Genomic DNA, 19,490 nt, shown 5'->3' with positions numbered 1-19,490 from the left:
TAAGACTGGTTGAATGCAAGGAATTGAGGACGCCCAGCGCGGGTTTTTGGATGTGGAGGCACTGGCCGGGGAGCTCTTGGCCCCGGGAGGTGCCTTCGCGTTTTTGGCTGAACACCGGAACCGGTTGTTCCCGGATTCGATGATGGAGGACCTTTTCACGTCATCGAGGGGCCGGCCCTCTATCCCGGCGTCGGTGATCGGTTCGGTGCTGGTTCTTCAGGCGTTGGAGGGACTCTCGGACCGGGGAACGGCCGAAGCGCTGACCTTTGATCTGCGGTGGAAGGCTGCGTGCGGGTACGGGCTCAACGAGGCCGCGTTCCACCCCTCGACGTTGACGTATTGGCGCAAACGATTGGCCGCGAGCAAGCGTCCGCACCGGATCACCGAAGCCGTCTTTGAGGTCATCACGGAGACCGGGGTGCTGAATGGCCGGCACCGGCGGGCCGTGGATTCCACGGTCCTGGATGACGCGGTGGCCCGGCAGGACACGATCACCCAGTTGATTGCCGTGATCCGCCGCTTCGGCCGGGACGTCCCGGACGGCACGAGCCTGCTCGCGGTCCACGCTCCCGGGTATGACTACAGCAGGGTCGGGAAGCCCGATATTGCCTGGGACGACAGGGAAGCGAAGAACGCGCTGATTTCGGCACTGGTGACGGACGCGCTGGCATTGCTGGACGCCGTGGACCCGGAAGAGCTGGAGGGCCCGGCCGCGGAGACGTATGCGTTGCTGGCGCTGGTTGCCGGGCAGGACGTGGAACCGGCCGAAGGCTCGGACGGCACGGACGGGCGCTGGCGGATCGCCAGGAGGGTGGCCAAGGACCGGATCATTTCCATCGTCGACCCGGAAGCACGGCACGCGCACAAGTCCCGGTCGGTCCTGCGCGATGGATACAAGGCCCACATCGTGGGGGAACCCGAAACCGGGCTGATCACCAACGCAGCGGTCACGAAAGCCGCCGGGGACGGCTCCTCCGATGCCCAGGCCGGCCAGGAATTGCTGGCCGCCGACCCGTCCATGGATGACGCCACCGGGTATCAGGTGCTCGGGGACTCGGCGTATGGTTCCGGCGCCATGCTCGAACATCTGGAAGAGGCCGGGCACCAGGCGCTGGTGAAACCCAAACCTCTGCGCCCTGCCGTGGCGGGCGGATACACCCTTGATGACTTCGTTTACGACCCCGGGAAGGGGACCATGACATGCCCGAACGGTCTGGTCCGCAAGATCAGTCCCAAAGGCAACGTAAACTTCGGTTCCGAATGCAACGGCTGCCCGCTGCGTGAGCAGTGCACGAAGGCGAAAAACGGCCGCAAACTTGTGATCACCGAACACCACGGCCGGCAACGGGCCCACCGGGCCGCAGCCCGTGAATCAGGATTCCAGCAGGACTACCGGCAATACCGGCCCTTGATCGAACGATCCATAGCCTGGCTCGTCGCCAACAACAACCGGCGCCTGCGATACCGCGGCACCGGGAAAAACCACGCCTGGATCCAGTTCCGCGTTGCCGGGCTGAACCTCAAACGGCTCCTGAAACTGGGACTCACCAACGAAAACAGGGCCTGGATCATCGCCTGACCCGTCGGGGCCGGTAACCCTGCCCCAGGCGCGGGCCCTCATGGTCCCCGCACGGCGTCCCGGCCCCGCCAACATCCCCAAATGAGTGAAAACCAGATCACCGGATCCCCACCGACAACGGCCAAATGGCCGGCTAAGGCGCCAAAGCTCCCGAACCGGCAACTCAAAGAGCCCTTAGTTCAGCAGAGTCCTAGCCAAAAGGCCCGGGAGAGCGCGCCCGGGCCTCACGACGCCGGGAGTAACACCATGGCGGCTGCGGTTCCGGCGAGCATAAACGGCCCGAACGGGATGCTCGATTTCAGGCTGCCGCGCCGCGAAAGCAGCAGGACCACGCTCCACAGCCCGCCGAAGAGGAAGGCGGCGAAGGTTCCGGCAAAGACGTGCGGCCAGCCGAGGAAGCCAAGGTACATGCCGAGCACGCCTGCGAGCTTGACGTCGCCAAAACCCATCCCCGGCGGATAAACGGCCCGCAGCAGGAAGTAGAAAAGCCATAACACCGCTCCCCCGGCCACAACGCGCAGTCCGGGCACCCCGAAGAGTCCGGCTCCGCCGTCGGGCGCAGCCGCCGAGGCGGGGGCACCGGTTGCCGCGTGGACCGCCACTGCACCCAGCAACAGGACCCCGGCAACGGCGTAGGACGGAAAAACAATCCGGTTCGGCAGGAGATGGTGCTGGACGTCGATGACCGTCAGCCGGACGGCCACCACCGCGAAGTAGGCGCACGCCAGGAGCACCAGCCAGAAGGCCAGCGGGGTCGCTTCGCCGAGTTCGCCGAGTCGTTGGATCACCCTCGGATGCTACTGGAATTTCCGGCTGCCCGGGCCGGCCCGCGCGTACACTGTGGATATGGCCGGATGGGACACCTCGAACCCGCGCGATCGGCGCACGCCCGGGGACCCCGCGGAAGAGGCGGCCGCCTTCCGGAACCTGTGCCGTTCCTCGCCGTGGAGGTGGCAGTCCCTGCGTTTTGAGTACCTGGACCGGCCCCTCGCCGTCGATCCTGACGCCCCTGCACCAGCACCTGCTCCGGACCGGGTCCGCGCGTGGCTGCGGCGTCCGGGGGCGCTGCGGCTGGAGACCGCGGACGGCCTCGTCCTGCACAGCACCACCGGCATCAATGACTCCCGCGACGTGTTCTACCTGGGGTCCACCAGGAAGACGTGGCTGCTGCCGCCCCAGCTCGTCACCCCGGTCTACGACGACCAGGGTCTGGTCCGGCGCCGCCCCGAGGCAGCCTACGGCGAGCCCGGCTTCGGCAACGGCCGTTTCGCCGCCGCGCTGGACCCGGTGGAACTGGCGGGCAACGCCCCCGTGCCGCTGGAATTCCCCAATTCAAATGCCGTGGAGCTGGGCCCCGTTATCGAGGTGCTGCACGAAGGCCGCCCCGCCCTGGAAGCCGTGGTGGTTCCCAACCCCGGCTACCGCCCCCTCGACCCCGGGGCCCCGCTGTGCCGGCCGGGCCGCAACCTGGTGAGGATCGACGCCGGCACGGGCGTTTGCGTGGCGAGCCGCTGGCTGGAGAACGGCCAGGAGGGGTACGGACCCGAGGAGTACGGGCACTGGCTCCGGATCCTGGCCGTGGACGAGTACATGCTCGATGACCTGTTCCTCGCCGAGTCGATGAACCTCACGGATGTCCGGCGGCACATCAGCTGGGAACTCCCGGCAGGCTGACGGCGTGTGTGACCGGCAGGGCTCCGGCCGCACCGTTAGGCTTCCCGGATGACTGAGCCCGCCCGCTACTGGCCGCCTTTTGGCCTCACCCTGACCACACCCCGCCTGGTGCTGCGGCCGATCCGCGACGAGGAGATTCCCGCGGCGGTGGAGGCGGCCCTGAGCGGCATCCACGAACCCGGACGCAGCCCCTTCAGCAGACCGTGGGCGGAGGCCCCGGAAGAGGAGCTCGGCCCCAACATGGCGCAGTGGTACTGGCGGTGCCGCGGCACCATGTCCCCCGGGGAATGGACCCTCCTGCTGGGCATCTGGCATGAGGGCCGGTTCGTCGGGTGCCAGGACGTCGGGGCCAGGGATTTTGCCACCCTGAAGACCGTCGGCACGGGCTCCTGGCTGACGCGGAGCGTCCAAGGCCGGGGACTCGGCAAGGAGATGCGTGCCGCTGTGGCCCTGTATGCCTTCGATTGGCTCGGCGCGGAGGTCGCGGAGTCGGAGGCGGCCCTCTGGAACCGGCAGTCCCTCGGCGTCTCCCGCTCCCTCGGCTACGAACTCAACGGCGTCACCCGCGTCAACTGGGGCGGCAAAGTCCACGAGGCCCGGAAAGTCCGCCTTACCCCGGCCTCCTTCAAACGCCCCGACTGGCAGCTGCAGGTCGAAGGCCACGAACCCACAGCCAAATTCCTGGGGATCTAGGAACAAAGTCAACGGACGCGCATGCCACCTTCAAGATGGTGGGCAGGCAACCAAGCCGGGTCACGGTTCTTCGCAAAGGAGCGCATCGCCGACCAAAGCGAAGCGGAGGTCGCCCAGCGACCACAGCGCAGCGACGGGAGGTGTCTAAGCGACGGCGAAGGGCCGTGGCCCGGCGGACCCGACCACGGCCCCAACGCCAATCGGCCGCGAGAAGACGCTCTTAGATCTCTGCCCCTTCGAGCAGCTCCGTAACAAGCGCAGCGATTGGCGAGCGCTCCGAGCGGGTGAGGGTGACGTGGCCGAAGAGCGGGTGGCCCTTGAGCGTCTCGACGACGGCGGCGACGCCGTCGTGCCGGCCGACCCGGAGGTTGTCGCGCTGGGCGACGTCGTGGGTCAGGACGATCTTGGAGTTCTGCCCGATCCGGCTCATCACGGTCAGCAGCACGTTCTTCTCGAGCGACTGGGCCTCGTCCACGATCACAAACGCGTCATGCAGCGAACGCCCGCGGATGTGGGTCAGCGGCATCACCTCGAGCATGCCGCGGTCCATCACTTCCTCCACGACCGCCTGGCTGACCAGGGCACCGAGGGTGTCGAAAACGGCCTGCGCCCACGGGTTCATTTTCTCCGCCTCGGAACCGGGCAGGTAGCCCAGTTCCTGGCCGCCGACGGCGTAGAGCGGCCGGAAGACGATCACCTTGCGGTGCTCCTGGCGCTCCAGGACGGCTTCGAGGCCGGCGCACAGAGCCAGCGCCGACTTGCCCGTGCCGGCGCGCCCGCCGAGGGACACAATGCCCACCGACGGGTCCATCAGCAGGTCGATCGCCAGCCGCTGTTCGGCCGAACGGCCGTGCAGCCCGAACACGTCGCGGTCGCCCTTCACAAGGCGGACCTGCTTGTCGGCCCCCACCCGGCCGAGGGCGGATCCCCGCTGGGAGAGCAGCACCAGGCCGGTGTTCGTCGGCATCTCGGCTGCTTCCGGGATGAAGACCGGCTCATGGCCGTACAGGGTGGCGACTTCCTCCTCGCTCGCGTCGATTTCCGCGACGCCGGTCCAGCCCGAGTCCTTGACGAGTTCGTTGCGGTACTCATCGGCCTGCAGCCCCATGGCGGAGGCCTTGACGCGCATCGGGAGGTCCTTGGACACCACCGTGACGTCCCGGCCCTCGTTGGCGAGGTTCTTGGCGACGGCGAGGATCCGGCTGTCGTTGTCCCCGCCGCGGAAGCCGGCGGGGAGCACTTCGGCGGAGATGTGGTTCAGCTCCACCATGAGGGTTCCGCCGTCGTGGCCGAGCGGGATGGGACGGTCCAGCCCGCCATGCTCGACCCGCAGGTCATCGAGGAGCCTGAGCGCCTTGCGGGCGAAATAGCCAAGCTCGGGATCGTGCCTTTTGCCTTCGAGTTCGGTGATCACGACGATCGGCAGGATCACTTCGTGCTCCGCGAAGCGCAGCACGGCCCGCGGGTCCGAGAGCAGCACCGAGGTGTCGATGACGAAGCTCCGGGCCGGTTCCATGTCTGCTGTCCCTTCCCCGGAAACAGCAGGACCGGCTGCAGCGCTGTTATCGGCTGCACCGGTCGTTGAGGTGGCTCGCTTGGCGCGAGAGGTAGCTTTCTGTCCCTGGTCGGTCACGACGTCGGGCAGTTGTTCAGAAATAGCCACATCGACTCCAGCCCCGGGGCGCATGCCCGGAATTGTTATTGGTGAGGCGGCTTGGCCTTGAGGCCGGACGCGGCCTCCCATACACCCGGTGCGAACTTCCGCTCCATGTACTGGCCTCCCCGATCAGCCGGCGGTTTGCCTGCTGATGGGATTAACGTACGTCCGGGGTGCGACGTTTCGGTGCCCATTTTGCGGCGATTCTTGTTGCCGTCGTGTGAACTCCGGGTGACGGGTCAGGAGCCGTAGCGGCGCTGCCGGCCCGCGTAGTCGCGCAGGGCCCGGAGGAAGTCCACTTTCCGGAAGGCGGGCCACAGGGCCTCGCAGAAATAGAACTCGCTGTACGCGCTTTGCCACATCAGGAAGCCGGAGAGGCGCTGCTCCCCGGACGTTCGGATCACGAGGTCCGGATCGGGCTGGCCGCGGGTGTAGAGGCAGCGTGAGATGTCGTCGACGCTCAGCTCATCGGCCAGTTTCCCGATGTCCGTGCCCCGGGCGACGGCGTCGTGCAGCAGTTCGCGGACCGCGTCAACGATCTCGCGGCGTCCGCCATAGCCGACGGCGACGTTAACGTGGAGTTTCTCCCGCGCCGGGGTGCGGGAGGTGAGCCGGTTCAGCCGTGCGGCGAGGTAGTCGGGCAGCAGTTCCGGCGCTCCCATGGCATGGACCGAAATTTCTGCGTCCTCGTCCAGCCGGTCCAGGGTGTTGGCGATGATGCCCATCAGCAGGTCCAGTTCCTCGCCGGAACGGTTCATGTTGTCCGTGGAGAGCATGTACAGGGTGACCACTTTGACGCCGAGTTCCTGGCACCAGCCGAGGAACTCGTGGATCTTGTCGGCGCCGGCCTGGTGCCCCTGGCTGGTCGGGGCGTTGAACTGCCGGGCCCAGCGGCGGTTGCCGTCCACCATGACGCCGATATGCCGGGGGATGCGCTCCGGGTCCAGAGAGCGCTGCAGTTTGCGCTCGTAGAAGCCATAGAGGAACCCGGGCATTTCCATCCGGAGATTCACCTGGCTTCCTTGAAGTACGACTGCTGTGCACATCCTAGGCTACCCGGCGCCGGGCAGGCCGGGCGCAAGGGCAGTGCGATTTTGCCCATAAAACCGTGCTACCCGCGGGTAACTTACTGGACCGTAGATTAGTATGGCGGCATGGAAAGCTACAGCCCCGAGCCGGATCCGGAGCAGCCTGCGGACCGCAGGTCCGGCCCGATGGACGACGCCGCGGTACGGCTGGCGGAACTCCTGATGATCAAGCCGAAGTGGCGCGGCTGGATCCACACCGTGACCGCCCCGCTGGCGCTGGCCGCGGGCCTGGTGCTGGTGATTCTGGCCCCGACGCCGGACCTGAAAATTGCCTGCGCCATCTATGCCTTCACCGGGGTCCTGCTGTTCGGCATCAGCGCCATCTACCACCGTGGCAACTGGTCCCCGGGAGTCAAGATCGTGCTGAAGCGGCTGGACCACACGAACATCATGCTGGTGATTGCCGGAAGCTACACCCCGCTCGCCTGGGCCCTCCTGGACCGGCCAAAAGCCGAGCTGCTGCTGTGGGTGATCTGGACCGGCGCCATCCTCGGTGTGCTGTTCCGGCTGCTGTGGACCCACGCCCCGCGCTGGCTCTACGTGCCGATCTATATCGCCCTGGGCTGCGGCGCCCTGTTCTACCTGCCGGATTTCTTCGCCGCCAATATCGCCTCCGCCGTGCTGATCTGCGTTGGCGGTGCCCTCTATATCACCGGAGCCGTCTTCTACACGCTGAAGAAGCCGAACTTCAGCTACAGACACTTCGGTTTCCACGAACTGTTCCACGCCCTGACAGTCTTTGCCTTCGCCGCGCACTACATCGCGATTGCCATTGCCGTCCTGAGCTGACGTCCGCGCGTCACCCCGACGGCGGTCACCCCGGAATCCACCGGGACGCCGCCGCAGCCGAACACCACAACGGCGAAGCCGTCGTGAAAAGTCATTCCGCCATCACGGCCAGACGTTCCCGCAGCTCGCCGGGTGAACCCACGGGAAGCCCGCAGACCATCCCCCGGCACAGGTAGACCAGGGGTGATCCGTCGGCGGCCGCGCCGCGGCCGCGGAGCAGCGGCACCTTGAGGGCATCGCGCTGCGCTCCGACCTCCTGCACGGCGCCGGCCGCAGCCGTGTCGTCCTGCAGGGCGATCACCATTCCGGGGCTCGGCGAGAGCAGCAGCTCGCGGTGCAGTGCTGCCCGATCCGGCGTATCCGGCCCGACGACGGCGGCCTCCACCGGGCCGGCGAGAGCGGCCTGCGCCGTCGCGAGCAGCCAGCCGGCCGCCCGGGGGGCGCGGACGGCCAGAGCGGGCAGCAGCGAGAGGATGTTGCCGGCGAGCGAGCGGTGTTCCGGGGAGCCGGTGAGCGCAGAACAGGACAGCAGCGCCCCGGCGAAGGCCGCGGCCCCGCTCGGCGTGGCATTGTCGAACAGCTCCAGCGACGCGCGTCCGCCCAGGGCGTTGGAGACCTGTTCCGGCTCCCCCGCTGTGTCCTTGAGCGTGCCGCCGGCCGTGAACCGCGCGCAGGCCGCCGCCAGAATCTCCTCTGCCAGCCGGAACCAGCGGGTCCTGCCCGTGACGGCATAGAGCGCGATCAGGCCCTCGGCGCAGAAGGCGTAGTCCTCCAGCAGCCCGCCAATCCCCCGCGCGACGCCCTGGTGGGAGACCCGGATCAGCGTGCCGGGCCCGCCTGCGGCACCGGCCCGCCAGTGCACCCGTTCCAGGTATCCCGCGATGCGTTCCGCCGCCTGAACCAGCCGGGGCTGCCCGAGCACGGCGCCGGCTTCGGCCAGGGCGGCGACGGCCAGCCCGTTCCAGCCGGCCACCACCTTCTCGTCACGGGCGGGCTGAGGCCGGCGGGAACGCGCGGCGAGCAGCACCGGCCGGACCCGCTGCCACAGCTCCGCTTCGGCCGGGCTGAGTGCCCGGCCGGGGTGCAGCGGGGAGCCGTCCGCGGAGACAGTGCCGCGGGCGTGGACGTTCATCAGCCCGGCGACGGCGGCGCCGTCGCCGGGGCCCAGGACGGCCTCCAGCGCCGACGGGGTCCACAGGTAGCTGGCGCCCTCGGCATGGACACCGTCCACGACGGTGTCGGCATCCCGGGACGAGGCCAGCGCCTCGGGAAGCTGCCCGGGAGGGTTGTCCGGGGGCGCCTCGCTGCCGGCTTCGTCCGTGCCGAGCCCCAGCGATGCGAGCAGCCAGCCCGCGGTGCGGCCGGCGACGTCGGCGGCTTCCGCGGCCGGATACCCGGATGTGCCGCCCAGCCGGACCCAGTGGACATAGACGCGCAGCAGCTGGGCGTTGTCGTAGAGCATTTTCTCGAAGTGCGGCACTGACCAGTCGCGGGTCACGGAGTAGCGGGCGAAGCCGCCGTCGAGCTGGTCGAAGAGGGCCGAGCGGGACATTGCGGCGAGTGTCCGGCCCGCCAGCTCGCGCGCCTGCGCCGGGGTTCCGGTCTCGACGGCCCGTGAGGCAGCGGCGGCGTGCCGGAGCAGGAATTCCAGTACGGCGGAGGGCGGGAACTTCGGCGCGGCGCCGAAGCCGCCGCCGGAGGGGTCTTCGGAGCCTGCCAGCGCGCTGACGGCCTCCCCGGGCAATGACGGGTCGATCGGCGCCGGCACACCGTCCAGCCGCACGGCGGCTCCGGGCTGCGAGGCGGCGAGCCCGCGGGCCAGCGATTCGGCGTTCTGTTCCAGGGCGCCGCGGCGCTCCCGCCACGCGTCGACCACGGCCCCGAGCACCTGACGGAAGGAGGGCCTGCCCGGCAGCGGCCGGGGCGGATAGTAGGTGCCGGCGTGGAATGCCCGGCCGTCAGGAAACAGGAAGAGGGACATGGGCCAGCCGCCTTCGCCGCTGATCGCCTGCGTCGCGGCCATGTACACGGCGTCCACGTCGGGACGCTCCTCACGGTCGACCTTCACGGCGACGAAGTGGGCGTTCAGGAACTCCGCGGTGTCAGGGTCCTCAAAGGACTCCCGGGCCATGACATGGCACCAGTGGCAGGCCGCATAGCCGATCGAGAGGAAGACCGGCACGTCGCGAGCGGCGGCGAAGGCGAATGCCTCGTCACCGAAGGGCCGCCAGTGCACGGGGTTTCCGGCGTGCTGCCGGAGGTAGGCAGAGGGTTCTCCGCCCAGGGCGTTGGCGGCCTCGGAGAAGCGCGGGGTGCCGCTGTCAGCGGTTTCCCGGGCCTGCATCGCCGTTGTTTTCCGGACGGGTGCCGGGCCGGACGGGCTGGTCCGGGTCCGACGGGGAGCCGGTCCAGGCATCGGTGTCGGCATCGGTGTCGGCGTCAGGAGGCGTGCCCCCGCCGGCGGCAGCCTCGGCGGCGGCGGCCTCGGCGGCGGCGGCGCGTTCCTCCTCCACCTGCGCGCGGTAGCGGACACGGCGGATGCGCCGGACCATGTCCACGATCAGCAGGGCCGTCAGCACCACGATAAAGGCGGTCAGGAGGAAACCCAGCAGGCCGGGCGTCACCTGGTCCTGGGACAGTCCCGGACGCAGCGACGGCGTGGGGGTGGGCGCCGGGGTTGTGGCCAGGACAAGGAGCGAGGAATACACGGTGAGGACCTTCTATGGGGGCTGAATGGCAACCCAACGCCAGGGCTGGCAGTCGGGCCGGAACTGTTTCCACGACGTCTTCTACGCGTCATAGAAAAGGCCTGATGGGTCTATCTTAGCCCGACGAAGAAGTCCTTCTCAGGCAGGTCGGCGGGGATCCGGGACTGGATCAGCGAGTAGTCCTCCCACGGCCAGACCCGGCGCTGCATGGCCGGCGAGACGGCGAAGAAGAACCCCTCGGGGTCCACCTGGGTGCGGTGGGCACGCAGGGCGTCATCGCGTGCCTCGAAGAAGTCGCCGCACTCGATCTGGGTCGTCGTGGGGTGGGTCGGCGCGGGCGGGGTGTGGCCCTCGGCGTCGGCTTCCAGCCAGGCGGCGAGCCGTTCGGCGTAGGGCGACTGGAGGCCCGATTCCTCCAGCGCGAAATGCAGGGCACGGAACCGTTCGGGGCTGAAGGCGCGGTCGTAGTACAGCTTGCTCGGCGCCCAGGCCTCGCCGGTTCCCGGGTAGCGGGCCGGGTCCCCGGCAGCTTCGAAGGCCTCGACGGCGACGCGGTGCGCCATGATGTGATCCGGGTGCGGGTACCCGCCGTTCTCGTCGTAGCTCAGGATGACCTGGGGCTTGAACCGGCGGACCAGCCGGACCAGCGGGGCGGCGGCCCGTTCCAGCGGAAGCGTGGCGAAGGAGCCCGGCGGCAGCGGTGGCAGCGGATCGCCTTCCGGCAGCCCCGAATCGACGAAGCCGAGCCAGCGCTGGCGGACGCCCAGCACCTTCGCGGCGTGCCCCATCTCGAGCCTGCGCGCGCCGGCCATGTCCCGCTTGGGGTGCGGCTCGCCCGCCAGTGCCGGGTTCTGGATGTCACCACGGGACCCGTCGGTGCAGGTGGCCACCAGGACGTCGACGCCGGCCGCGGCATACATCGCCATCGTGGCGGCGCCCTTGCTGGATTCGTCGTCGGGATGAGCATGGACAGCCAACAGTCGAAGCGGCGCTGACGGGCTGGTGGACGCTGTCATCGTGGGACGGCTCCTCTTTCATCTGAAGTTTCACCTGAAGGTGTGCGGTTGCGGGCGTGCTTCTGCGTCTGGTCCGGAGGAGCGAACATTTACCCGCCGGATCCACACTAAACTGGACTGGTGACTTCCCAGGATCAGCCTGCCGCGACTGCGCCGGCATCTCCCAGCCTAGCCAATCGCTACGGCGGCCAAAAGCGAACACTCAGCGGCAAGGCGAAACGGACCATCCTGATCCTTGCCCTCGTGGCCGGGATGGCCTTTATGGCCTGGATTTCGACCTCGAACGCCACCGACACGGTCACCTTCAAGGACATCGGCTACAGCACCCCGGACGCCACCCTCGCTGAGGTGGATTTCCAGGTCACCAAGGAACCGGCCACTGCCGCCAAATGCTCCGTCAAGGCACTGGATTCCAAGTTCGCCGTTGTGGGGTGGAAGGTCGTGGACATCGCCCCCAACGCCGCCGATGCCGGCTCCGACGGCGGGCGCACCACTGCCCACCGGGCGACGGTGCGCACGGAGTCCCAGGCCGTGTCCGGCGTCGTCGACAACTGCTGGATTCCGGACGCCGCCAAGTAGACCCTTTGTGCCGCGCCCCCCGGCTCTCCGGGCCGGACGGACACCGGCGGCGGGTAACACGGTGTGATGCACGCCCCAGCGTTCTTTGGTATATCCACAGGATTGACTACAATGAATCAATACCTTTCCCCCGCTGAGCTGGTTACTGAGTCCCATAAGTGGCCACCGTGGCGGGGTCTTTGCTTGTTTGACCAAAAAGGAGAAGTCCGTGTCTACCACCAACAGCGCAACTGCAGCTTGGCTCACCCAGGAAGCTTTTGACCGCCTGAAGGCAGAGCTGGACCACCTCTCCGGCCCCGGCCGGGCGGATATCGTTCAGAAGATCGAGGCTGCGCGCCAGGAAGGCGACCTCAAGGAAAACGGCGGCTACCACGCGGCCAAGGAGGAGCAGGGCAAGATCGAAGCCCGCATCCGCCAGCTGACCGCGCTGCTCCGGGACGCCCACGTGGGCGAATCCCCGGCCGACGACGGAATTGTCGAGGCCGGCATGATCGTTGTTGCCAGGATCGCGGGCGATGAGGAAAGCTTCCTGCTTGGCTCGCGGGAAATCGCCGGCGACTCGGATCTTGACGTCTTCAGCGAGAAGTCCCCCCTCGGTGCCGCCATCGTCGGCCACAAGGAGGGCGACAAGCTCAGCTACACCGCCCCGAACGGCAAGGACATCACGGTGGAGATCATCTCCGCCAAGCCGTACGTCGGCTAAGAAGAGAACGACACCGCAGCACCCCTGCAGTGCAGCAAACGGCGCCGGCCCCTCCCATCGCGGAAGGGCCGGCGTCGTTTCGTTTTTGCCGGGGTGTTACTGCCGGGCTGTTGATACTGCCGGGTTGTTACTGCAGGTTGTTATTGCTGCCGGGGTTGTTACGGCCGGACGCGCAGTGTTCCGGGCCGCGGGACGCTCAGGAGCAGGGCGGCCAGCACCCCGCCGCCGGCACCGCCGAGGTGCGCCTGCCAGGACACGAAACTCGCCACCGTGGGCAGAATTCCGAACAGGATCCCGCCGTAGGTCAGGAACAGCACCACGGAGAGCAGGATCTGCCACCAGTTGCGGTTGAAGAACCCCCGCACCAGCAGGAACGCGAAGAGCCCAAAAACCAGGCCGGACGCGCCGATTGTGATGTTGAAGCCGCCAATCAGCCACACCGCCACCCCCGAAGCCAGCCAGCTCAGGGCCAGGGTCGTAAAGAACACCCGCAGCCCGGACAGCAGCACCAGGAAACCGAAGATGATCAACGGAAGCGTGTTGGAAAACAGGTGCGCCAGGTTGGCGTGCAGCAGCGGGAACGTCAGGATGTCGAGGACCCCGTCGAGGCTGCGCGGGCGCAGGCCGAACATGCCGTTGAGCGAACGGAGCATCAGGGTGTTGATGATCTCGATGACGTAGAGCACCAGCACGAACAATCCCACCACCAGCAGTCCGGTGCGGGCGCGTCCCGCTGCGGTGCTGCCGCTGCGGGACCAGCCCTTCCGGGTGGAGTCCGGCGCCATGGTCCCTAGTGCACCACGATCGGCTGGAAGCCCTCGGCCCGGAGCGCGGCGAGGACCTGCTCGCAGTGTTCGTGGCCCTTCGTCTCCAGGTTCACCGTGATGGACACATCGCCCATGCTGATCGAGCCGCCCACCCGGGTGTGGTCCAGGCCGGTCACGTTGGCGTCGTTCTCGGCGATGATCCGGGCGATCGTGGCGAGCGAGCCGGGCCGGTCGTCCAGCATCATCCGCACGGTCATGTACCGGCCTGCGGCGGAGAGGCCGCGCTGGATGACCTTGAGCATCAGCATCGGGTCGATGTTGCCGCCGGACAGCACCACGGCCACGGTGCCGGGGTTCTCGATCTTGCCTTCCATCAGCGCCGCGACGCCCACCGCTCCGGCGGGCTCGACGACCATCTTGGCGCGTTCCAGCAGGAAAATGAGCGCCCGGGCCAGGGCATCCTCGCTGACAGTGACGACGTCGTCGACGAGTTCCCGGATGATGCTGAACGGCAGCTGCCCGGGCCGGCCGACGGCGATGCCGTCGGCCATGGTGGAGACCCGCTTGAGCGGTACGAGGGCGTCCGCGGCCAGCGAGGGCGGGTAGGCGGCCGCGTTTTCGGCCTGGACGCCGATGATCCGGATTTCCCGGCCCAGTTCCTTGGCCCTGGCCTTCACGGCCACGGCGACGCCGGCGAGGAGCCCGCCGCCGCCGACGCCCATCAGGATGGTGTCGACGTTGGGGATCTGTTCCAGGATCTCGAGTCCGACGGTTCCCTGGCCGGCGACGATGTCGACGTCGTCGAAGGGGTGGACGAAGACGGCGCCGGACTCGTCGGCGTAGCGTTTCGCTTCCGCGAGGGCCTCGTCGACGTTGTGGCCGTGCAGGACCACCTCGGCACCGTGGCTGCGGGTGGCGGCGAGTTTGGGCAGTGCGACGCCCAGCGGCATGTAGATCCGGGCCTTGATGCCCAGGCTCTTGGCAGCGACGGCCACACCCTGGGCATGGTTGCCGGCTGAGGCCGCGACGACGCCGCGCTTCTTTTCCTCCGGGGAGAGCTTGGCCATCCGCACATAGGCGCCGCGGACCTTGAAGGACCCGGCCCGCTGCAGGTTCTCGCACTTGAGGAAGACCTCGCCGCCGACCATGCTGCCGAGGGCACGGGAGGATTCAACCGGCGTCCGCGTAATAATCCCGTCGAGCAGCTTCTGCGCCTCCAGGACATCGTCCAGCGTGACGGGCAGGCTCTCAAGGGTGTTCACGAACTAGTCTCCTTTTTCGGAAATGTCTTCGGCTCAGTCTTCGGCTCAGGGTGTTCCGGCGTCGGTGCCCCGCCCGGCGTCACGGCCAGGGGAGCCATCGTCGGGTGTGTCATCAGCACCGCGGCCGGAGGCGGCGCCCGGCAGCCGGGCGTCCCTCACAGTTGTGCCGGCGCCGGACGCAGGGGCAGGGATGCCCTGCTGTCCCGCGAAGGCCGGCGCACTTTCATGTTCCCACGTTCTGCCGGCAATGTAGCGAATCGACGAGTTTGCTACGGCGAGGATGGGGACGGAAAACAGGGCTCCCGGAATCCCTGCGAGGTAGGAACCGGCGGCGACGGCCAGGATGACGGCGACCGGGTGCAGCTTGACGGCCTTGCCCATGATCAGCGGCTGGAGGATGTGGCTCTCCAGTTGCTGGACCAGCAGGACGACACCGAGCATGATCAGCGCGTTTACCCAGCCGTTGGCGACCAGGGCCAGCAGCACGGCGACGGCGCCGGTCACCAGGGCGCCGACGATCGGGATGAAGGAGCCGAGGAACACCAGCACCCCCAGCGGAAGCGCCAAGGGAACGCCGAGGATCGCCGCCCCCGCCCCGATGCCGACCGCGTCCACGAAGGCGACGAACATCTGGACCCGTGCGTAGCTCACCATCGACTCCCAGCCCTTGCTGCCGGCTCCGTGCGCCGCGGCGCGGGCCTTCCGGGGCAGCAGCCGCACGAGGAAGGACCAGATGCGTCCTCCTTCGAGCAGGAAGAAAATGAGGATGAACAGCGCCAGGATCATGCCGGCGGCGAAATGCCCGGCGGTGCTGCCGAACGAGAGTGCACCGCTGAGAATGCTGCTGCTGTTGTTCTGCAGCGCCTCGGTGCCCTCCTTGAGGTACTGGTCGATCTGGGCCGCGGTGAGGTGCAGGGGGCCTTCCGCGAGCCAGGCCTGGATTTTCTGGATTCCGGCCAGCGCCTCGCTCCACAGCTCGGCGAAGCCGGCCACGAGCTGCCGGCCCACGAGGGCCAGGGCCGCGCCAATCGCGCCGATGAAGCCCAGGACGGTCATGGCAACGGCGAGCCCGGTGGGGACGCCGCTTCTTCCGAGCCAGTTCTTGACCGGCGCCAGCAGCCCGGCCAGCAGCGCGGCAACCAGTACGGGAATCAGCAGGAAGCTGACCCTGCTGAGCAGCCACACGAGAGCACCCGCCATCAGAATGATGAGTCCGAGGCGCCAGGACCAGGACGCGGCGATCCGCACGCCGTAGGGAATGTCCTGGTCGATTTCGCGTTCCGTGACCATTCGCACGGGTGCGGAGGCGCCGGCGCTGACCGGGGCGCGCGCGGCGTCGGGGTGGTCTCGCGGGGCGGAGTCGTCAGCTGGCGTCATAGCCCCATGATTCACCAGCGCCGCGCTGATGGGAAACCGGCTGCCGCTCACGTCTCCAGCGACGCGCTGATCCCCCACGTCATGGCGAACCGCTCCCCCGGAGGCAGCCAGCGGAGGCCGTCGCCGCTGTTAAAGGCGTTGGCCGGGCCGGTCATCGGCTCGATGGCCACCGCCTTGGTCCGGCCCGGGTACTGCCTGGTGACGAAGACGTGGACGTAGCCGCAGTTCCTGTCCTGCCAGAGGCTCACGGTCCGGCCGTCCGGTGCGCTCAGCGTGTGGCGGGCAATGCCGGCATCGAACTCCAGGTCCGTGTAGGCGGAATCGAGTTCCAGTTCGCCCACCAGCCGCCCGCCGCGGAGGTCGTAGTCGCCGCCCACCGGTTCCGTGCCGCGCGGGATCAGGCGCCCGTCGGTCACGAGCCGGGTGCCGGCGCGCACGGTGACCGTCAGGTCCTCGCTGGGCAGATCCCCCAGCCGCAGGTAGGGGTGGGCGCCGAGGACGAACGGGGCAGGTTCCTGGGAGTCGTTGATCAGCATCTGCCGGACCACCAGGCCCAGGTCCTCGGCCAGTTCGTAGCGCACGCGGTGACGCAACAGGAAGGGGTAGCCGTGCTGCGGGAACACGGCCGCTTCCAGGGTGACCGAGAATTCCGACTCGTCGACGAGTTCATAGGAGGCGTTGCGCAGCAGCCCGTGGCTGGCATTGTTGCGGGACACCTCGGTGATGTCCAGCTGCTGTTTCCTGCCGTTGAGGTACCAGACGCCGTCCTCCACCCGGTTCGCCCACGGCGCCAGCGTCACGCCGGCGGCACCGGGCGAAATCTCCGCGTCCCCGTAGCTTTCCGTCAGCTGCGTGCCCCCGCGGCTGTAGAGCCTCAACCCGGCGGCGAGTTCGGTGACGACGGCGAGCGCGTCGCCGCGCCGCAGCTCGTACTGCCGGCCCGAGGCGTACCGCCGGGCTGAAGCGTCCGGCCCGGCACCGCCGGGGCCGCCGCCGGGGCTGCCGGCGGGGCTGTCGGCGGGGCTGTCGGCGGGGCTGTCGGGGTGGTCGGAGTCCGGGGAAACGGGGGGCAGCAGGTTCATGGTCACCACCGTACCTAGCCGCACGCCGCGGCGTATACCGTGGAGCCATGACCCGCATTCCCAGCACGGCCACCGCCGGCGGCCCGGCATGACCCCCGCCCTCGATGCCCGGCAGCTGTCGGCCCGCTTCGAGTCCGTCTTCGGCTCGGCGCCTGAGGGCGTGTGGCAGGCGCCCGGCCGCGTCAACCTGATTGGGGAGCACACCGACTACAACGAAGGCTTTGTGCTGCCGTTTGCGATCGACCGGACAGCCCGCGTGGCGGTCCGCCTGCGTCCGGACGCCGAAATCCGGCTGCTGTCCACCTTCGGCAACCAGGGACTGACGACGGCGGATGCCCGGTCCCTGGGCCGCGGCACGGCGAAGGGGTGGACCAAGTACCCGCTGGGTGTCCTGTGGGCGCTGCAGCAGGGCGGACTCCCTGCGCGCGGCCTGGACCTGCTGCTGGACTCCGACGTGCCGCGCGGCGCCGGGCTGTCCTCCTCCCACGCGATCGAATGCGCCGTCATTTCGGCGTTCAACGAGCTCACCGGGGCGGGCCTGGGCGTGCAGGAGATGGTCCTGGCCACGCAGCGCGCGGAGAATGACTTCGTCGGCGCACCCACCGGCATCATGGACCAGTCCGCGTCCCTGCGCGGCCAGGCCGGGCACGCGCTTTTCCTCGACTGCCGCGACCAGAGCATCCGGCTGGTGCCGTTCGACGCCGAAGGCGCCGGGCTGGTGATGCTAGTGATCGACACGAAGGTGTCGCATTCCCACGCCGGCGGCGGCTACGCCTCCCGGCGCGCCTCCTGCGAGCTGAGCGCCGAGGTCCTCGGCGTGAAGGCCCTGCGCGACGTCGGGCTGGAGGACCTGGACGAGGCCAGCGGCCTGCTGGACCCGGTGACGTTCCGCCGCGTCCGGCACGTCGTGACCGAAAATGAGCGGGTCCTGCAGGCCGTCGGGCTGCTGGAGAGCAGCGGGCCGGCGGCAATCGGCCCGCTGCTGGATGCTTCCCATGCCTCGATGCGGGACGATTTCGAGATCTCCTGCCCCGAACTGGACCTCGCCGTGGCGTCGGCCCGCTCCTCGGGGGCCGTCGGTGCCCGGATGACCGGGGGCGGCTTCGGCGGCTCCGCCATCGCGCTCACCCCGGTCGCGGCCGAGCAGCGGGTGCGCGCCGCCGTCGGGCATGCCTTCGCTGAGGCCGGATACACGGCGCCGGAGGTCTTCCGCGTACGCCCCGCGGCAGGGGCGATGCGCCTGGCGTAGGCGGAGCGTAGGCTGGCCCCATGTCAGAAGCCGTCATAGTTTCCACTGCCAGAAGCCCGATCGGCCGCGCCTTTAAAGGCTCGCTGAAGGATGAACGGCCCGACGATCTCGCCGCGGCCATGGTGGCCGCAGCGCTGGCCCGGATTCCGTCCTTCGACGCATCGGACACCTCCGGCCGCGGCCTGGACGACCTCTACCTGGGCTGCGCCGAGCCCAGCGGAGAAGCCGGCTCCAATATGGCCCGGGTGGTCACCATCCTGGCCGGGCTGGACAACGTCCCGGGCGCCACCATCAACCGTTTCTGCGCGTCGAGCCTGCAGACCCTCCGGATGGCCTTCCACGCCATCAAGGCGGGCGAAGGCCACACGTTTGTCTCGGCAGGCGTGGAGGCCGTGTCACGCTACCGGGACTGGGCCGGCGCCGGCGAGACCGACGCCAGCACCCACAACCCGCGCTTTGAAGCCGCCCGGCAGCGCACGGCCGCCCGGGCCGCGTCCAACACGCCGTGGACGGACCCGCGGTTGGGCGGCCGGATGCCGGATGTCTATATTGCCATGGGCCAGACGGCGGAAAACGTGGCGACCAGCTTCGGCATCAGCCGGGCGGAGCAGGACGCCTGGGCGGTGCTGAGCCAGAACCGCGCCGAGGCAGCCCTCGCCTCCGGATTCTACGCCCGCGAGATCACGCCCTACACCCGGAGGGACGGCACCGTGATCGACCGGGACGACTCCCCGCGGGCCGGCGTCACGTTCGAGTCGGTCAGCGCCCTGCAGCCGGTCTTCCGCGCCGAGGGCACCGTCACCGCCGGCAACGCCTGCCCGCTGAACGACGGAGCGGCCGCCGTCGTCGTCATGAGTGATATGCGGGCGCGCGAACTCGGGCTGGAACCGCTGGCGCGGATCCGCTCCACCGGAGTCAGCGCCCTCTCCCCGGAGCTGATGGGCATGGGTCCGGTCGAATCGAGCCGCCGGGCACTGGAACTGGCCGGACTCCGGATCGAGGACATCGACCTCGTGGAACTCAACGAGGCCTTCGCGGTGCAGGTCATCGCCAGCGCCAAGGAACTCGGGATCGATCACGAGAAGCTCAACGTCCACGGCGGCGCCATCGCCCTGGGGCATCCCTTTGGCATGACCGGCGCCCGGATGACCACGACCCTGCTCAACGGCCTGCGGGAACGCGATGCCGCGCTCGGCCTGGCGACGCTGTGCGTCGGCGGCGGGCAGGGCATGGCCGTGGTGCTGGAGCGGCTCAGCTGAGCTGCCCC

At 68.8% G+C, this 19,490-nt stretch carries 19 protein-coding genes; 8 read left to right on the top strand and 11 right to left on the bottom strand.

The annotated features are described in order from the left end of the window. The first annotated feature begins 13 nt into the window (after window positions 1-13). Entirely contained in the window at window positions 14-1,579 is a 1,566-nt protein-coding gene (locus ASPU41_RS11205; RefSeq protein WP_069950985.1) for an IS1182 family transposase, read from the top strand. Window positions 1,580-1,803: 224 nt separating this feature from the next. Here the strand turns inward: ASPU41_RS11205 and ASPU41_RS11200 are convergent, their stop codons facing one another. Further along, window positions 1,804-2,367, bottom strand: a complete 564-nt coding sequence (locus tag ASPU41_RS11200) for a prepilin peptidase (RefSeq protein ID WP_069950984.1) — start codon at window positions 2,365-2,367, stop codon at window positions 1,804-1,806. A 58-nt stretch (window positions 2,368-2,425) separates the two neighbouring features. Between ASPU41_RS11200 and ASPU41_RS11195 the strand changes: the two genes are divergently transcribed. Both ASPU41_RS11195 and ASPU41_RS11190 read left to right on the top strand, forming a co-directional pair. Next, the gene (locus ASPU41_RS11195) at window positions 2,426-3,253 is read left to right on the top strand and encodes a hypothetical protein (RefSeq protein ID WP_069952639.1); all 828 of its coding nucleotides are present in this window, start codon (window positions 2,426-2,428) and stop codon (window positions 3,251-3,253) included. A 48-nt stretch (window positions 3,254-3,301) separates the two neighbouring features. Then, window positions 3,302-3,946, top strand: a complete 645-nt coding sequence (locus ASPU41_RS11190) for a GNAT family N-acetyltransferase (protein WP_069950983.1) — start codon at window positions 3,302-3,304, stop codon at window positions 3,944-3,946. 220 nt (window positions 3,947-4,166) lie between these two features. Here ASPU41_RS11190 and ASPU41_RS11185 read toward each other — a convergent pair whose 3' ends face one another. Then, the gene (locus tag ASPU41_RS11185; RefSeq protein WP_069950982.1) at window positions 4,167-5,609 is read right to left on the bottom strand and encodes a PhoH family protein; all 1,443 of its coding nucleotides are present in this window, start codon (window positions 5,607-5,609) and stop codon (window positions 4,167-4,169) included. A 233-nt stretch (window positions 5,610-5,842) separates the two neighbouring features. Continuing rightward, window positions 5,843-6,604, bottom strand: coding sequence for an isoprenyl transferase (locus tag ASPU41_RS11180; RefSeq protein WP_069952638.1), 762 nt, complete (start codon window positions 6,602-6,604; stop codon window positions 5,843-5,845). Between the two features lie 213 nt (window positions 6,605-6,817). Between ASPU41_RS11180 and trhA the strand changes: the two genes are divergently transcribed. Continuing rightward, on the top strand, window positions 6,818-7,480 hold the full coding sequence (trhA, locus tag ASPU41_RS11175; protein WP_197515845.1) for a PAQR family membrane homeostasis protein TrhA: 663 nt from the start codon (window positions 6,818-6,820) through the stop codon (window positions 7,478-7,480). Here trhA and ASPU41_RS23735 read toward each other — a convergent pair. The 4 genes from ASPU41_RS23735 to mca all read right to left on the bottom strand — a co-directional run bounded on the left by ASPU41_RS23735 (window position 7,447) and on the right by mca (window position 11,204). Further along, complete coding sequence (locus ASPU41_RS23735; RefSeq protein WP_269450049.1) at window positions 7,447-7,575, bottom strand: hypothetical protein; 129 nt, start codon at window positions 7,573-7,575, stop codon at window positions 7,447-7,449. The genes trhA and ASPU41_RS23735 overlap by 34 nt on opposite strands. Continuing rightward, window positions 7,572-9,824, bottom strand: coding sequence for a thioredoxin domain-containing protein (locus tag ASPU41_RS11170; protein WP_069950981.1), 2,253 nt, complete (start codon window positions 9,822-9,824; stop codon window positions 7,572-7,574). Before ASPU41_RS11170 ends, ASPU41_RS23735 begins: the two co-directional genes overlap by 4 nt. Further along, on the bottom strand, window positions 9,802-10,188 hold the full coding sequence (locus ASPU41_RS11165; protein WP_069950980.1) for a hypothetical protein: 387 nt from the start codon (window positions 10,186-10,188) through the stop codon (window positions 9,802-9,804). The genes ASPU41_RS11170 and ASPU41_RS11165 overlap by 23 nt, the downstream gene beginning before the upstream one ends. A 110-nt stretch (window positions 10,189-10,298) precedes the next feature. Next, window positions 10,299-11,204: a mycothiol conjugate amidase Mca gene (gene mca / locus ASPU41_RS11160; protein ID WP_069950979.1), complete on the bottom strand. Its 906-nt coding sequence runs from the start codon at window positions 11,202-11,204 to the stop codon at window positions 10,299-10,301. 120 nt (window positions 11,205-11,324) lie between these two features. On the opposite strand from mca, the gene ASPU41_RS11155 reads away from it, so the two are divergent. Both ASPU41_RS11155 and greA read left to right on the top strand, forming a co-directional pair. Then, window positions 11,325-11,783: a DUF4307 domain-containing protein gene (locus ASPU41_RS11155; RefSeq protein ID WP_069950978.1), complete on the top strand. Its 459-nt coding sequence runs from the start codon at window positions 11,325-11,327 to the stop codon at window positions 11,781-11,783. A 208-nt stretch (window positions 11,784-11,991) separates the two neighbouring features. Then, the gene (greA, locus tag ASPU41_RS11150) at window positions 11,992-12,486 is read left to right on the top strand and encodes a transcription elongation factor GreA (RefSeq protein WP_069950977.1); all 495 of its coding nucleotides are present in this window, start codon (window positions 11,992-11,994) and stop codon (window positions 12,484-12,486) included. A gap of 158 nt (window positions 12,487-12,644) precedes the next feature. Here the strand turns inward: greA and ASPU41_RS11145 are convergent, their stop codons facing one another. The 4 genes from ASPU41_RS11145 to ASPU41_RS11130 are packed head-to-tail and all read right to left on the bottom strand — an operon-like array spanning window position 12,645 to window position 16,974. Continuing rightward, window positions 12,645-13,271, bottom strand: a complete 627-nt coding sequence (locus ASPU41_RS11145) for a rhomboid family intramembrane serine protease (RefSeq protein ID WP_069950976.1) — start codon at window positions 13,269-13,271, stop codon at window positions 12,645-12,647. A 5-nt stretch (window positions 13,272-13,276) separates the two neighbouring features. After that, on the bottom strand, window positions 13,277-14,515 hold the full coding sequence (ilvA, locus tag ASPU41_RS11140) for a threonine ammonia-lyase (RefSeq protein ID WP_069950975.1): 1,239 nt from the start codon (window positions 14,513-14,515) through the stop codon (window positions 13,277-13,279). Between the two features lie 45 nt (window positions 14,516-14,560). Beyond that, the gene (locus ASPU41_RS11135) at window positions 14,561-15,892 is read right to left on the bottom strand and encodes an AI-2E family transporter (RefSeq protein ID WP_069950974.1); all 1,332 of its coding nucleotides are present in this window, start codon (window positions 15,890-15,892) and stop codon (window positions 14,561-14,563) included. Window positions 15,893-15,939: 47 nt separating this feature from the next. Next, entirely contained in the window at window positions 15,940-16,974 is a 1,035-nt protein-coding gene (locus ASPU41_RS11130) for an aldose 1-epimerase family protein (RefSeq protein ID WP_083266686.1), read from the bottom strand. An 88-nt stretch (window positions 16,975-17,062) separates the two neighbouring features. On the opposite strand from ASPU41_RS11130, the gene galK reads away from it, so the two are divergent. Beyond that, a complete protein-coding gene (galK, locus tag ASPU41_RS11125) occupies window positions 17,063-18,223 on the top strand; it encodes a galactokinase (RefSeq protein ID WP_069950973.1) in 1,161 nt (386 codons plus the stop codon). A gap of 20 nt (window positions 18,224-18,243) precedes the next feature. Further along, window positions 18,244-19,482 carry an acetyl-CoA C-acetyltransferase gene (locus ASPU41_RS11120; RefSeq protein ID WP_069950972.1) on the top strand — a complete coding sequence of 413 codons (1,239 nt, stop codon included), beginning with the start codon at window positions 18,244-18,246 and terminating at the stop codon, window positions 19,480-19,482. The last annotated feature ends 8 nt before the right edge of the window (window positions 19,483-19,490 follow it).

Origin of the sequence: Arthrobacter sp. U41 (assembly GCF_001750145.1) — a bacterium.
In the GTDB taxonomy this organism is placed as follows: domain Bacteria; phylum Actinomycetota; class Actinomycetes; order Actinomycetales; family Micrococcaceae; genus Arthrobacter.
This window is presented reverse-complemented; position numbering and strand designations above follow the sequence as displayed.

What these genes read in the sequence shown, in the direction of transcription:
- ASPU41_RS11190 (WP_069950983.1), top strand. Translation starts at nt 3,302, where the DNA reads ATGACTGAGCCCGCCCGCTACTGGCCGCCTTTTGGCCTCACCCTGACC.
- ASPU41_RS11130 (WP_083266686.1), bottom strand. Translation starts at nt 16,974, where the DNA reads ATGAACCTGCTGCCCCCCGTTTCCCCGGACTCCGACCACCCCGACAGC.
- ASPU41_RS11170 (WP_069950981.1), bottom strand. Translation starts at nt 9,824, where the DNA reads ATGCAGGCCCGGGAAACCGCTGACAGCGGCACCCCGCGCTTCTCCGAG.
- ASPU41_RS23735 (WP_269450049.1), bottom strand. Translation starts at nt 7,575, where the DNA reads ATGACTTTTCACGACGGCTTCGCCGTTGTGGTGTTCGGCTGCGGCGGC.
- mca (WP_069950979.1), bottom strand. Translation starts at nt 11,204, where the DNA reads ATGACAGCGTCCACCAGCCCGTCAGCGCCGCTTCGACTGTTGGCTGTC.
- trhA (WP_197515845.1), top strand. Translation starts at nt 6,818, where the DNA reads ATGGACGACGCCGCGGTACGGCTGGCGGAACTCCTGATGATCAAGCCG.
- ASPU41_RS11180 (WP_069952638.1), bottom strand. Translation starts at nt 6,604, where the DNA reads ATGGAAATGCCCGGGTTCCTCTATGGCTTCTACGAGCGCAAACTGCAG.
- ASPU41_RS11205 (WP_069950985.1), top strand. Translation starts at nt 14, where the DNA reads ATGCAAGGAATTGAGGACGCCCAGCGCGGGTTTTTGGATGTGGAGGCA.
- ASPU41_RS11120 (WP_069950972.1), top strand. Translation starts at nt 18,244, where the DNA reads ATGTCAGAAGCCGTCATAGTTTCCACTGCCAGAAGCCCGATCGGCCGC.
- ASPU41_RS11195 (WP_069952639.1), top strand. Translation starts at nt 2,426, where the DNA reads ATGGCCGGATGGGACACCTCGAACCCGCGCGATCGGCGCACGCCCGGG.
- galK (WP_069950973.1), top strand. Translation starts at nt 17,063, where the DNA reads ATGACCCCCGCCCTCGATGCCCGGCAGCTGTCGGCCCGCTTCGAGTCC.
- ASPU41_RS11135 (WP_069950974.1), bottom strand. Translation starts at nt 15,892, where the DNA reads ATGACGCCAGCTGACGACTCCGCCCCGCGAGACCACCCCGACGCCGCG.
- ASPU41_RS11145 (WP_069950976.1), bottom strand. Translation starts at nt 13,271, where the DNA reads ATGGCGCCGGACTCCACCCGGAAGGGCTGGTCCCGCAGCGGCAGCACC.